The following is a 12,842-nucleotide window of genomic DNA, read 5'->3' on the forward strand; positions in this document are numbered from 1 at the left end:
CACACGGGACCAGCAAGCATTACCCCCGCAGGCCGGCAGGCAAACGACGGCGCGCGAGCTTTCCGTGACTTCCCCGCCACGGGTTGCGCCGGTCCCGCCCTCGCTGTTATGCATGACTCATGCATGACCGACTCGCGAACCTGCTCGGCGCCGCCTCGCTGGCGGTCGCCGACCTCGTGCTGGCCGAGGCGACCCGGGCCGCCGGGGTGAGCGCCAGCGGCGCCGGCGCCCTCGTCGTGCTGGCGGGCGCGCCCGGCCTCGGCGTCACCGAGCTGGGACGGCGCGTCGGGCTCACGCAGTCCGCGGCGGCCCGCATGCTCGACGGCCTGGAGGCCACCGGCCTCGCCCGGCGCGACCGCGGCCCCGGCCGCGCCGTCCACGTGCGGCTGACGCCGGCCGGCGAGAGGGCGGTGGACGCCATGCTCACCGCGCGCGGCGCCCCGCTCGCCACCGCCCTGGCCGGCCTCGACGCGGCCGAGCGCGACCAGCTGACGGCCCTCCTCGGCAAGCTCCTGACCCGGCTGTACGCCGAGATCGGCGACGCGGACGTCATGTGCCGCCTGTGCGACCGCGCCTGCTGCACCGACGGTGCCGTCTGCCCCGTCGGGCAGGCCGAACGCGATGCCCTCGCGGAGGGGTCCGGCGGGGAGAGGGCCCCGGAACCGTCGTGACGGGCGCCTTTCTCGCACTCGCGTCAGCGCTCTGTTACGGCATCGCCGATGTGACCGGCGGCCTGTTGTCGCGGCGAGCGGATTTCCGCACGGTCGCATTCCTCGGCCAAGTGGGCGGGCTGGTCTGCGCCGTCGCGGTCGCTTTCGCCGTCCCGGTGCGGGAATTGTCGTGGCAGGACGTCGCGTGGGGCGCCCTGTCCGGAATCGGGACGGGAATCGCCATGGTGTTCCTGTACCGGGGCATCGGCCAGGGGACCATGAGCGTGGTCGTCCCCGTCAGCGCGGTCGGCGGAGTCGCGCTCCCCGTCCTGGTGGGCGTGGCGTTCCTCGGCGACCGGCCGTCCCTCACCGCCTGGACGGGGATCGCGGTGGTGCTGCCCGCCCTGTGGCTGGTCTCCCGGTCGCGGTCGGACGAGCGGGACCGGGTCCGGTCGGCCCTCGTCAACGGGCTGGTGGCGAGCGCCGGGATCGGCGTGCAGTACCTGGCGCTCGCGCAGGCCGGGCACGACGCGGGCCTGTGGCCGGTCGCGGCCGGACGCCTCGCGGCCGTCGTGGCGATCGCGCCGATGGCGCGCGCCCGCACGCTCCCCGGCATGCGGACGCAGCTCGGGGCGCTCGCGACCGGCGCCGTCGCGGCGGCGGCGCTCGCGTTCTACCTCCTCGCCACCCGCCAGCAGCTCGTCGTCATCGCGGTGGTGCTGTCGTCGCTGTACCCGGTGGTGCCGGTGTTGTGGGGCGTCACCGCGCTGCGCGAACGGCTGTCGGCCGGGCAGGTGGCCGGGCTGGTCGCCGCCGCGGCGGCCGTGCTGCTCCTCACACTCCCGCACTAGGCGGCACTTCCGCGAAAAACGACAAAGCGCCACCGCGTTTCTTGTGCCGTTCTGCCCAAAACAGGTTAGCTTTGTCTTCCGCTGCGCGAAATCAATCCGCTGCGCACCAAACCGGAGTGCGGCTTGTCACTCCTGTGAGTGTCGCAGGTGCCCAGGGATATCTAGCCTGGCGGCCCGGGTGTCCGCTCATGGAGGTGACACTTTGACGGAGCTGCACGAAGGGTCCGCCGAAACAGACGATCTGTCGGCCCAGCCCTGGCGCGACATCCCGCGCGAGGAGGCGCGGTGGATGCGCCCGCACCTTCCGGATCTGGTCGAGACCATGGTGGAGGGGGTGCTGCGGAACGTCCCCGAGTACGGCCGGCCGGACGATCCCGTCTACACCGAGGTGATCCGGGACGCGGTGGCGCAGGGCATGGGCCACTTCGTGCAGATGATCGCCGACCCCGACACCCCGTGGCGGGAGGTCCACCAGCTCTTCTTCGACATCGGCTACGGCGAGGCCGTCGAGGGGCGCAGCCTGGAGCACCTGCAGAACGCGCTGCGCGTCGCGTCCCGGACCGCCTGGCGGTACCTGTCGCGGGAGGCCGACCGGCTGAAGAAGCCGCGCGAGCTGGCGATCGCGCTGACCGAGGTGAACTTCGCCTACCTGGACCTGCTCGCCTCGGCCGCCGCGCAGGGGTACGCGCGGGCCCGGGAGAAGGCGGCCGGCGAGCGGGAGCAGCGCCGCGCCCGGCTGCTCGGCCTGCTGCTGTCGGCCCCGCCGGCGCCGCACGACGTCATCGTGGAGCAGGCCGGGCTGGCGGGCTGGCCGCTGCCGGAGCGGATCGCGATGATCGTGCTGGAGCCGCGCCCCGGCACCGGCGGCGAGGGCCCGGCGGGGCTGCCGCCGTTCCTGCTGAGCGGCGTCGACCGGGGCCGCCCCTGCCTGGTGATGCCCGACCCGGACCGGCCCGGCGGGCCCGACCGGCTCACCGCCACGATCGCCGGCTGGACCGGCGCGATCGGCCCGTCCGTGCCGCTGGAGCAGGCCGGGGTGTCGCTGCACTGGGCGCACCGGACGCTCGACCTGATGGCCGCCGGGCGGCTCGGCGGCGCGGAGAACCCCGCCGGCTCGCCCGACCGGCCGTCCGGGCGGCACAAGCGGGGCGGCGCGGCGGCCGGACGGCTCGTCCGCGCGGACCGGCACCTGCCCGAATTACTGCTCCAGGAGGGCTGGACGCTGGCCGAGGCGACGGCGCGGCGCCGGCTCGCGCCGCTCACCGAGCTCGGCCCGCACCGCGGCGGCCGGCTGGCGATGACGATGCTGGAGTGCCTCAAGCACGGCTTCAACGCCACCGACGCCGCCGAGGCGCTGTGCGTGCACCCGCAGACGGTCCGGTACCGGCTCGCGCAGCTCCACGACCTGTTCGACTACGACATCGAGGACCCGGCACTGCGGCTTGAGCTGATGCTGCTGCTCCCCGTCTGGCTGCGGGACGCCGCCGACGGGGAGCAGTAGAGGTACCGGACCGGGCGGCTACTCCTCCCGGGCGGGGACGGTCACGTACGGCAGGGTGCGGTCGAGATAGGCCTGCCGGCACGCCGACCGGGCGATCTTGCCGCTGCTGGTGCGCGGGATCCCGCCCGGCTCGATCAGCACGAAGTCGTGCACGCGCAGGTCGTGCTGCTGCTTGACGGCGGTCCGCACGGCCTGCGCGACCTCGTCGACGTCCAGCAGCGCGATCGGCACCCGGCGGTTCCGCTCGGCCACCACGACCAGGCCCTCGGTGTCGCCGGTGTCCACCGACACCGCCGCGGTGTACTCGCGGCGGATGCCCTTGTGCGCGTTGGACACGGTGAACTCGATGTCCTGCGGGTAGTGGTTGCGGCCGTCGACGATGACCAGGTCCTTGATCCGGCCGGTGACGAACAGCTCGCCGCCGTGCAGGACGCCGAGGTCGCCGGTGCGCAGCCACGGGCCGCGCGGCAGCCCGCCGATGTCGCCGGACAGCTCGGCCTCGAAGGTCTCCTTGGTCGCCTCGGGACGCCCCCAGTAGCCCGCGGCGACGTTCGGACCGTGCACCCAGATCTCGCCGACCGCCCCGTCCGGCTTCCGCTCTCCGGTCTCGGAGTCGACGATGATCGTGTGCTGGCCGTAGGACGTGCCGCACGCGATCAGCTGGATCGCGCCGGGCGCGTCGGCGTCGCACGGCTCGGCGGTGCCGCGGCGCAGCGCCTCGTGGTCGAACGCGGCGCGCGTCGGCTTGCGGAACCGCGACGACGCCGACACGTACACGGTCGCCTCGGCGAGCCCGTACGCGCACACCTGCGCCTCGGGCTTCAGCCCGCAGTCCTTGAACGCCTCGTAGAAGCCGGTGAGGGTGCTCTCCCGGATCGGCTCGGCGCCGTTCATGAACACCTGCACGCCGCTGAGGTCGAGCTTCGCCTTCTCCTCCTCGGTGACCTGCGCGGTCAGGTACTCGTAGGCGAAGTTCGGGCCGCCGGTGAACGCGTGCTTCTGCGCGCTGAGCAGCTCCAGCCACCGCACGGGCCGCATCACGAACGCCACCGGGTCCATGATCACGCCGGGGTTGCCGTAGACGAGCGGCAGCGCGACCGTGGTGACCAGGCCCATGTCGTGGAACACCGGCAGCCAGTTCACGCCGGACGACTCGCGCGGGATGCCCTCGAACGTCCGCCACAGCTGCTCGGCGTTGGTGGCGAAGTTCCCGTGCGTGATGATCACGCCGGCCGGGGTGCGGGTCGACCCGGACGTGTACTGCAGGTAGGCGACGTCGTCGGGGTCGATCGGCTCCGGCGTCCAGTCGAGCGCGCCGTCCACCTCGTCCGCGACGATGACCTCGGCGGGCTCGCGGACGCCGTCGCCGGCCAGGAACGTGCGGACGGCCGGCAGCGACGCGCTCGTGGTGATGACGACGTCCGGCTCGGCGTCCTGGTAGACGGCCAGCAGCCGGTCGCCGTGGCCGGGCAGGTCCGGCGAGAACAGCGGGACGCCGATGACGCGGGCGTACATCGCGCCGAGGAACCCGGTGACGTAGTGCAGGTCCTGCGGGGCGAGCAGCGCGACGCGCCGTCCCGGCGAGGTGGCGCGCCGGATCGCGGCGGCGATCGCGCGCGAGCGCCGGTCCAGCTCCCCCCAGGTGACGTCGGTGGCGACGCCGTCCGGGTCGGTCATGTAGTCCATGAAGGTGTAGGCGCGGTCGTCGGGGAAGTCCTTGGCGAACCGGGCGAGCCGCTCGATCAGGGGGGTGCGGTCGAGCGCGGGGAGGTCGGTCATGCTCACAAAGCTCCTGGTACGGGAGGGACGAGTCAGGAGGAGACGGCGTCGGCGGCGGCCGGTTCGGGGGCGGGTTCGCCGCGCCGGACGCGGCGGCCCTCGAGGCGCTCGTAGTCGGGCCAGCGGACGTCCCAGACCCAGCCGAGCCTCTCGAAGAGCCAGATGACGCGGGCGCTGATGTCGATCTGGCCCTTCAGCACCCCGTGCCGGGCGCAGGTCGGGTCGGCGTGGTGCAGGTTGTGCCAGGACTCCCCGAACGACGGGATGGCCAGCCACCACACGTTGCGGGCCTTGTCGCGGGTCCGGAAGTCCTCCTTGCCGAACACGTGGCAGATGGAGTTGATGGAGAACGTGACGTGCTCGCCGACGAACACCCGCATGAGGCCGGCCCAGAACAGCGCGGTGACCGCGCCGTGCCAGGACCAGGTGAGCAGCGCGCCGAGCCCCAGGGGGACCAGGAACGTCGACAGCACGATCACCGCGTAGACGGGGTCGAGCGACAGGAACCGGATGTCCCGGTCCCTCAGCAGGTCGGGCGCGTACTTGCTGCGGGACGTGCGGTCCTTGCTGAACAGCCAGCCGATGTGCGCGTGGTACAGCCCCTTGGTGAGGCCCCACACGCCCGGCCCGTACGCCCAGGGCGAGTGGGGGTCGCCCTCCTGGTCGGAGTACTTGTGGTGGCGGCGGTGGTCGGCGACCCACCGGACGACCGAGCCCTGCATGGCCTGGCCGCCCAGGATGGCGAGCGCGATCCGCAGCCACCGCTTGGCCTTGAACCCGCCGTGGGTGAAGTGCCGGTGGTAGCCGACCGTGATCCCGAGCGCGTTGAGCGGGTACAGGAAGGCGAAGATCGCGATGTCGGTCCAGCCGATCCCCCAGCCCCACAGGAAGGGGACGGCCGCCAGCACCCCGATGATCGGCGCGGCCACGAACACCACGACCGCGATGCGCTCGGGCAGCGGAACGGTTCCGGAAATGTCCGGCTGCGGGGCTTTGCGGCCGACGTCGGCGACACCCGCTGTCATTGCGGACTCCTTGAACTCAGCGAAGAACGTGTGGGATGGGGACGGGGAGCGCGGGCGGGGCGGCGGTTCAGCAGTTGCCCTGGGCGGGCTTGCCGGCGAACCGGTCGCCGAGGAAGTTGGTCACGTCCCCGGCGGCGCCCCAGTCGGTGGACAGGTGCTCGGTCGGGTAGGTGTTCTTCCAGGTCGTGTTGATGCCGGCCTTGCAGTAGGCCTCGTGGGTGCCGTCCTCGGTCTCGTGCGGGATGATCTCCTCCAGCCAGCCGCGGTACTGGAACACCGGGAAGCCGATCCTGTACTTGGCGGTCGAGGACGCCGGGCCGATGTCGACGCCGAGCTTCTGCCGGTCGACGATGTCGCCCCAGCTCGTCCCGTCCGGGCCCTTGAGCGCGTAGATCTGGTCGAGGGACAGGCCCTGCTTGGAGAAGTTCTCGACCTTCGCGCCGAGGAACACCGCGAGCGTCCCGTACAGGCAGTTGGCCTTGACGTCCTTGATCGCCTGGGCGCCCTTGTCGTTCATCAGGTCGTCGAACGGCATCTCCGGGTAGGCGGCGTGCAGGCCGACCAGCGCGTCGGCGAGGAACCCGGCGAACAGGCTGCCGTTCAGCTGCTTGGCGGTCAGCTTGAGGTCGCCGGGCACGCCGCCCGCCGCCGCGCCGACCACGTTCAGCTCCGGCGCGTACGACGCGGCGAGCTGCGCGCCCCACAGCGCGGCGGCGCCGCCCTCGGAGTAGCCGGAGATGCCGACCTTGCCGTCCGCCTTGAGCGTCCCGCCGGGGACCTGGCGGGACGTGCGGACGATGTCGAGCAGCGCGTGCCCGGCGTTCGCGCCGATCATGTAGGTGTGCACCTGGCCGTCGAGGTAGCCGACGCCGTCGGTGGCGGCGACCGCGTACCCGGCCTTCAGCATCAGCTGCAGGTTGCCGCCCTCGTACATGTCGACGTACTGGCCGGCGAGCTGCTTGGAGAACGCGCACTGCGGGCCGGAGCCGAGGGTGCCGGGGTTGAAGGCGACCGTCGGGCGCGACCCGCCGCCCTTCCACTCGGCGTCCGGGACGGCGACCGTGCCGGACACGGCGATCTTCTGCCCCTTGGCGTCGGTCGAGACGTACCTGACCTTCCAGGCGTGCATCGGCACGTCGCCGGGGATGTTGGTCAGCTTCGCCGGACGGCAGGCGAGCAGGTCGCCCGGGTTCCCGGTCACCGTGCCGGAGGGCGCCGCGTAGATCTGCGCGTCCGTCGCGTCGCAGCCCGGCGGCGCGGCCTCGGCCTGCGCCGCGGGGAGCACCGCGGGCACGGCCAGGGCGGCCCCCAGCGCCGCGGTGGTGAACAGGGTCCGAAGTCGCATTCCTCACTCCAGGGGTGGGTCCGGAAAGTGAATGCTGCCGACTGTCCCCCACGGGCGCCGCGCCGTGGAATGAACTCGCCTCACAGGCTCGGGCGCGCCGATTAGCAACCAAGTCAAAAACCGCGTGCCCGGAGGGAGCGGACGGACGGCCCGCCGCGGACGAGAGGGGACAAGCCATTGCAAATTGGTGGAGTCTTCATTAACGGTTCGCCGGTGCGGGGCGGCCGGGCCGTACCGTCCCGCGCATGCGCCGAACAGCAGCAGCACTCGCGGCCGTCCTGGCCGCCGGCATGACCGTGAGCACGGCCGCCGGCGTCGGGACGGCCGGCGCGGCGGAGCCGGAGACCTGCGGCTCCCCCGCCACCCACCAGATCGCCGAGGTGCAGGGCACCGGCGGCACCTCGCCCCTGCGCGGGCAGACCGTCCGCGTCGAGGGCGTCGTCACCGGCGACTTCCAGCGCGCCGACCAGCTCAAGGGCTTCTTCGTCCAGGACCCGACGCCGGACGACGACCCGCGCACCTCCGACGGGCTCTTCGTCTACTCCACCCAGGACGTGCAGCCGGGCGACCGCGTCCTCGTCACCGGCAAGGCCGCCGAGTACAACGGGCTCACCGAACTGTCGCCGGTCACCGCGGTCGACGTGTGCGGCCGGGGCAAGGTGCGGCCCGACAACGTGCGGCTGCCGCTGGAGGACGGCGCGAACCTCGAACAGTACGAGGGCGTCCTGCTGCGCTTCCCGCAGAAGCTCACCGCCACCGAGACCTACCAGCTCGGCCGCTACGGCCAGATCACCGTCTCCGCCGGCGGCCGCCTCTTCCAACCCACTGATGGGCACGGCTCGACGCAGGCCGAGAACGACGCGCGGCAGCTCCTCGTGGACGACGGGTCGAACGTGCAGGACCCGGCGACGATCCCCTACACCGACCCGCGCGTCCTGAGGATCGGCGACACCACGTCCGGGCTCACCGGCGTGCTCACCTACCAGTTCGGCGCCTACGCGCTGCAGCCGACCAGGTCGGCGCACTTCGCCAACGACAACCCGCAGCCGAAGAAGCCGCAGCCGGTCGGCGGCGACGTCCGCGTGGCGAGCTTCAACACGCTCAACTGGTTCACCACGCTGAACCTGCGCGGCGCGAACACCGCCGAGGAGCGCGAGCGGCAGCTCGCCAAGCTGGTCGCCGCGCTCAAGGGTCTGAACCCGGACGTCGCCGGGCTGATGGAGGTCGAGAACAACGGCGACACCGGCGCGCTGAAGACGCTGGTCGACCGGCTGAACGAGGAGGTCGGCGCCGGGACCTACTCCTGGGTCGAGAACCCGGACCCGGGCACCGACGCGATCCACGTCGCGATCATCTACAAGCCGGCGAAGGTGACGCCGGTCGGCGCCGCGCACTCCTCCGACCAGGCGGTGTTCGAGCGCCCGCCGCTCGTCCAGGCGTTCCGGCCGGCGGGCGGCGGCGCGACGTTCACGCTGATCGTCAACCACTTCAAGTCCAAGGGCTGCACCGGCGCGACCGGCGCCGACACCGACCAGGGCGACGGGCAGGGCTGCTTCAACGCCCGCCGCGTCACGCAGGCGGAGGCCGTCGCCGAGCTCGCCGCCCGCGAGGAGAACCCGCTGGTCATCGGCGACCTCAACAGCTACACCGCCGAGGACCCGATCAAGGTGCTGACCGGCGCCGGGCTGGCCGGGCAGACCGAGCGGTTCGTCCGGCCCGAGCAGCGCTACTCCTACGTCTTCGACGGCATGTCCGGCGAGCTCGACCACGCGCTGGCGGGCGCGGCGCTGTCGCGGCGGGTGACGGGCGCGACGATCTGGCACGTCAACAGCGACGAGCCGACGTTCCTCGACTACAACACCGAGTACACCCAGCCGCGCTTCTACCGGCCGGACGCGTTCCGCTCGTCCGATCACGACCCCGTCCTGATCGGCCTGCGCCTGCGCTGAGTCCCGCGGGGCCCGGGCGTGCGGAAACGTGACGTCCGGGCCCCTTGCGCCGCCGCTCACCGAGCGTATGATCCAGGTCACTTTCCTAGTGATCGGTGCGCTCATGAACGAAGCAGCCCCCCGTCTGGCGTTCGGCATCGGCCCCGACGGGACGTACACGCGCGGCGGGCAGACGGCCGCGTTCATCCTCGGCCTGCTCACCATGTTCGCGTTCCTGCCGCTGCTCATCGTCGGCGCGATGCTCTACGGCAGGGCGGAGGAGACCTTCCCGGCGGACGCCGACCGGGCGCGGCGGCTCGCGAACTGGTCGTGGATCAGCATCACCGCCCCCGTCGCGATCGGGATCGTCCTCGGCGTGGTGGTGGCGGCGCTGCGGCTCTGACCGGGAAGACGGCGGGGCCCGGGCGGGTTTGCACTGTCTATGAGCATTCCCTTCTCCGTCCTCGACCTGGCGCCCGTGGTCAGCGGGTCCAGCTCCGGCGACGCGCTGCGCAACACCCTCGACCTCGCCCGGCGCACCGAGGGGCTCGGCTTCCACCGGTACTGGCTGGCCGAGCACCACACGATGCCCGGCATCGCCAGCTCCGCGACCTCGGTGCTGATCGGCCAGGTCGCGGCGGCGACGTCCCGGATGCGGGTCGGGTCGGGCGGGGTGATGCTGCCGAACCACGCGCCGATGGTGATCGCCGAGCAGTTCGGGACGCTGGAGGCGCTGTTCCCCGGGCGCATCGACCTCGGCCTCGGCCGGGCGCCCGGCACCGACCAGGCGACCGCGCGGGCGCTGCGCCGCTCCCCCGACGCGCTGTCGGTGGACGACTTCCCCGAACAGGTCATCGAGCTGCGCAACTACTTCGCCGAGGACAGCACGGTGACGCCCGCGGCGGGCAACGAGCCGCCGGTGTGGCTGCTCGGGTCCAGCGGCTACAGCGCGCGGCTGGCCGGGCTGCTCGGGCTGCCGTTCGCGTTCGCGCACCATTTCAGCGCGGAGAACACGCTGCCGGCGCTGGCGCTGTACCGCGACTCGTTCCGTCCGGGCATGCTGGACGAGCCGTACTCGATGATCGGCGTGTCGGTGACGGCGGCGGAGTCCGACGAGCGGGCCCGCGAGCTGGCGGCGCCGCAGGCGCTGGCGTTCCTGCGGCTGCGGCAGGGCCGCCCGGGGAAGATGCCGACGCCTGAGGAGACCGCCGCGCACCCGTACACGCCGCTGGAGCGGCAGATGATCGACTCGCGGCTCGCCGACCAGGTGATGGGCGGCCCGGACAGCGTGAAGCGGCAGATGGACGCGCTGATCGACAGGACCGGCGTGAACGAGGTCATGGTGACCACGCAGGTGTTCGACCACGCCGACCGGATCCGCTCCTACGAGATCGTCGCCGAGCTGTACGACCTGAAGACCGTCGAGCCGCCCGCCGTCAGCGTGCTCTGACCTCGAAGGAGAACGGAACGGTCCCGGGGTCGGGGAGCGCGGTGCCGCCGTCCACCGACAGCACCGCGCCGTTGACGTAGGACGCCTCAGGGCCGAGCAGCCACAGCACCGCCGCCGCGGCCTCGTCCGGAGTGCCGGGGCGGCGCTGCGGGACGAGCCGGGTGACCTCCTCGTACGCCTCCTCGCGGCCGAGGCCGAGCGGCGCGCCGAACTCGCCCATCTCCGCGTCGGCCATCTCGGTGCGGACCCAGCCGGGGCACACCACGTTCGCGCGGACGCCGCGCGGCCCGTAGTCGGCGGCGATCGTCTGCGTGAGCATGGTGAGCGCGGCCTTGGACGTGGCGTACGCGGCGCCGTCCATGGGGGCGCGCAGCGCCGCGACCGACGACACCGCGACGAGGGCGCCCTTCGCCTCGATGAGGTGCGGCAGCGCCGCCTTCGCCAGCAGGAACACCGAGGTCAGGTTGGTGCGCAGGGTGACGTCCCAGTCCTCGGGGCTGAGGTCGAGGACGGCGCCGGCCCGCATCACGCCGGCGTTGGCGACGAGGCCGTCGAGCCGTCCGTGCGCGGTGATGACGCCGTCCACCAGCTCGGCGACCGCGTCCGGCTCGGACACGTCGCACACCCGCGGTTCCGCGCCGGTCACGGCTGCGACCTGCTCCAGCGCGTTCTTGCGCCGCCCGCAGATCACCGCGGTGTCACCGCGCTCCCCCGCCTGCCGGGCGACGGCCGCCCCGATGCCGCTGCCCCCACCGGTGACGATCAGCACCCGTCCCATGCGCTTCCCTTCGTTGAGTTGCGGCGAGTCGTTGTCATGACGCTGCTCATAACGACGACTCGCCGCAAGTGAACGTCTTCAGGCGCCGGCGGTCCCGGCCGGGGGTCACACGGTCAGCCGGCGAACGCCTCCTCGATGACGTCCAGGCCCTCGTTGAGCAGGTGCTCGGGGATCACCAGCGGCGGCAGGAAGCGCAGCACGTTCCCGTACGTCCCGGCCGTCAGCACCAGCACGCCCTGGGCGTGGCAGCGGCGCGCGATCTCCGCCGTCAGCTCCGGGTCGGGGTCCTTGGTGCCGGGCCGGACCAGCTCGATCGCGATCATCGCGCCGCGTCCGCGGACGTCCCCGATCGCGTCGTGCTTGGCCGCGAGGGCGCGCAGCCGGGGCAGCATGATCTCCCCGATCCGGCGGGCGCGCTCGGTGAGCTTGCCCTCCTCGATCTCCTCCAGCACGGCGAGCGCCGCCTCGCAGGCGAGGGGGTTGCCGCCGTAGGTGCCGCCGAGGCCGCCGCCGTGCACCTTGTCCATGATGTCGGCGCGCCCGGTGACGCCCGCGAGCGGCAGCCCGCCCGCGATGCCCTTCGCGGTCGCCACGATGTCCGGGACGATCCCCTCGTGCTCGCAGGCGAACAGGTCGCCGGTCCGCGCGAACCCCGTCTGCACCTCGTCGGCGATGAACAGGATCCCGTTCGCGCGGCAGAACTCGGCGATCGCGGGCAGGAACCCGGGCGCCGGTTCGATGAACCCGCCCTCGCCCTGGATCGGCTCGACCAGCACCGCCGCGACGTTGGCCGCCCCGATCTGCTTGGTGATCTGGTCGATCGCCTGCGCCGCCGCCTCCGGACCGCAGTTCTCCGGTCCGGTCGGCCAGCGGAACGGGTACGCCAGCGGCATCCGGTACACCTCGGGCGCGTACGGGCCGAACCCCTGCTTGTACGGCATGTTCTTCGCGGTGAGCGTCATCGTCAGCAGCGTCCGGCCGTGGTAGCCGTGGTCGAACGCCACGACCGCCTGCCGGCCCGTCGCGTACCGGGCGATCTTGACGGCGTTCTCCACCGCCTCCGCGCCGCTGTTGACCAGGATCGACCGCTTCTCGTGGCCGCCCGGCGTGATCCGGTTCAGGTTCTCGCACACCGCCACGTACGACTCGTACGGCGCCACCATGAAGCAGGTGTGGGTGAACCGGTCCGCCTGCTCCTTCACCCGCGCGGCGACCCGCGGGTTGGCGTTGCCGACGCTCGTCACCGCGATGCCGGAGCCGAAGTCGATCAGCGAGTTGCCGTCGGCGTCGACGACCACCCCGCCGCCCGCGTCGGTCACGTACACCGGCAGCACGCTGCCGACGCCGGGCGCCACGGCCGCGGCACGGCGCTCCTGCAGCGCCCGGGACCGCGGCCCCGGGATCTCGGTCACGACGCGTCGCTCCTGCGGCAGGCGGTCACCGCTCAGGTTCTGGCTGGTCATGGCGCGAACATAAGCCGAACCGCCCCTACGATGAACCGTACGGGACGGCGAAATCCGTTCAAAGGTTTCGAC

11 protein-coding genes are annotated in these 12,842 nt (G+C 72.6%); 6 read left to right on the forward strand and 5 right to left on the reverse strand.

What is annotated here, in order from left to right:
• Positions 1-119 precede the first annotated feature (119 nt).
• From QP089_RS34350 to QP089_RS34360, 3 genes are all read left to right on the forward strand, one after another.
• Positions 120-671 carry a MarR family winged helix-turn-helix transcriptional regulator gene (locus tag QP089_RS34350; protein WP_285917412.1) on the forward strand — a complete coding sequence of 184 codons (552 nt, stop codon included), beginning with the start codon at positions 120-122 and terminating at the stop codon, positions 669-671.
• On the forward strand, positions 668-1,501 hold the full coding sequence (locus QP089_RS34355; protein WP_285917413.1) for an EamA family transporter: 834 nt from the start codon (positions 668-670) through the stop codon (positions 1,499-1,501). The genes QP089_RS34350 and QP089_RS34355 overlap by 4 nt, the downstream gene beginning before the upstream one ends.
• Positions 1,502-1,703: 202 nt before the next feature.
• Positions 1,704-3,002 carry a PucR-like N-terminal domain-containing protein gene (locus QP089_RS34360; protein WP_285917415.1) on the forward strand — a complete coding sequence of 433 codons (1,299 nt, stop codon included), beginning with the start codon at positions 1,704-1,706 and terminating at the stop codon, positions 3,000-3,002.
• An 18-nt stretch (positions 3,003-3,020) separates the two neighbouring features.
• On the opposite strand, the gene QP089_RS34365 is transcribed toward QP089_RS34360, so the two are convergent.
• The 3 genes from QP089_RS34365 to QP089_RS34375 form a co-directional block, all read right to left on the reverse strand.
• Positions 3,021-4,781: a fatty acyl-AMP ligase gene (locus QP089_RS34365; RefSeq protein WP_285917417.1), complete on the reverse strand. Its 1,761-nt coding sequence runs from the start codon at positions 4,779-4,781 to the stop codon at positions 3,021-3,023.
• A 32-nt stretch (positions 4,782-4,813) separates the two neighbouring features.
• A complete protein-coding gene (locus QP089_RS34370) occupies positions 4,814-5,806 on the reverse strand; it encodes an acyl-CoA desaturase (protein WP_285917419.1) in 993 nt (330 codons plus the stop codon).
• A gap of 67 nt (positions 5,807-5,873) precedes the next feature.
• The gene (locus tag QP089_RS34375) at positions 5,874-7,151 is read right to left on the reverse strand and encodes a lipase family protein (protein ID WP_285917420.1); all 1,278 of its coding nucleotides are present in this window, start codon (positions 7,149-7,151) and stop codon (positions 5,874-5,876) included.
• Positions 7,152-7,396: 245 nt separating this feature from the next.
• On the opposite strand from QP089_RS34375, the gene QP089_RS34380 reads away from it, so the two are divergent.
• The 3 genes from QP089_RS34380 to QP089_RS34390 all read left to right on the forward strand — a co-directional run bounded on the left by QP089_RS34380 (position 7,397) and on the right by QP089_RS34390 (position 10,529).
• Positions 7,397-9,100 carry an ExeM/NucH family extracellular endonuclease gene (locus QP089_RS34380; protein WP_285917421.1) on the forward strand — a complete coding sequence of 568 codons (1,704 nt, stop codon included), beginning with the start codon at positions 7,397-7,399 and terminating at the stop codon, positions 9,098-9,100.
• Positions 9,101-9,203: 103 nt separating this feature from the next.
• Positions 9,204-9,482 (forward strand): hypothetical protein, encoded by a 279-nt coding sequence (locus tag QP089_RS34385; RefSeq protein ID WP_285917422.1) that lies wholly within the window; start codon positions 9,204-9,206, stop codon positions 9,480-9,482.
• Positions 9,483-9,521: 39 nt separating this feature from the next.
• Positions 9,522-10,529 (forward strand): LLM class flavin-dependent oxidoreductase, encoded by a 1,008-nt coding sequence (locus tag QP089_RS34390; protein ID WP_285917423.1) that lies wholly within the window; start codon positions 9,522-9,524, stop codon positions 10,527-10,529.
• On the opposite strand, the gene QP089_RS34395 is transcribed toward QP089_RS34390, so the two are convergent.
• Positions 10,516-11,307, reverse strand: a complete 792-nt coding sequence (locus QP089_RS34395; protein ID WP_285917424.1) for an SDR family NAD(P)-dependent oxidoreductase — start codon at positions 11,305-11,307, stop codon at positions 10,516-10,518. The two genes, QP089_RS34390 and QP089_RS34395, sit on opposite strands and share 14 nt — an antisense overlap.
• 113 nt (positions 11,308-11,420) lie before the next feature.
• Entirely contained in the window at positions 11,421-12,770 is a 1,350-nt protein-coding gene (gabT, locus tag QP089_RS34400) for a 4-aminobutyrate--2-oxoglutarate transaminase (protein ID WP_285917425.1), read from the reverse strand.
• Between the last annotated feature and the right edge of the window lie 72 nt (positions 12,771-12,842).

This window comes from Actinomadura opuntiae (assembly GCF_030283205.1).
Classification (GTDB): Bacteria; Actinomycetota; Actinomycetes; order Streptosporangiales; family Streptosporangiaceae; genus Spirillospora.

What these genes read in the sequence shown, in the direction of transcription:
- QP089_RS34350 (WP_285917412.1), top strand. Translation starts at nt 120, where the DNA reads ATGCATGACCGACTCGCGAACCTGCTCGGCGCCGCCTCGCTGGCGGTC.
- QP089_RS34385 (WP_285917422.1), top strand. Translation starts at nt 9,204, where the DNA reads ATGAACGAAGCAGCCCCCCGTCTGGCGTTCGGCATCGGCCCCGACGGG.
- QP089_RS34380 (WP_285917421.1), top strand. Translation starts at nt 7,397, where the DNA reads ATGCGCCGAACAGCAGCAGCACTCGCGGCCGTCCTGGCCGCCGGCATG.
- QP089_RS34370 (WP_285917419.1), bottom strand. Translation starts at nt 5,806, where the DNA reads ATGACAGCGGGTGTCGCCGACGTCGGCCGCAAAGCCCCGCAGCCGGAC.
- QP089_RS34395 (WP_285917424.1), bottom strand. Translation starts at nt 11,307, where the DNA reads ATGGGACGGGTGCTGATCGTCACCGGTGGGGGCAGCGGCATCGGGGCG.
- gabT (WP_285917425.1), bottom strand. Translation starts at nt 12,770, where the DNA reads ATGACCAGCCAGAACCTGAGCGGTGACCGCCTGCCGCAGGAGCGACGC.
- QP089_RS34365 (WP_285917417.1), bottom strand. Translation starts at nt 4,781, where the DNA reads ATGACCGACCTCCCCGCGCTCGACCGCACCCCCCTGATCGAGCGGCTC.
- QP089_RS34375 (WP_285917420.1), bottom strand. Translation starts at nt 7,151, where the DNA reads ATGCGACTTCGGACCCTGTTCACCACCGCGGCGCTGGGGGCCGCCCTG.
- QP089_RS34390 (WP_285917423.1), top strand. Translation starts at nt 9,522, where the DNA reads ATGAGCATTCCCTTCTCCGTCCTCGACCTGGCGCCCGTGGTCAGCGGG.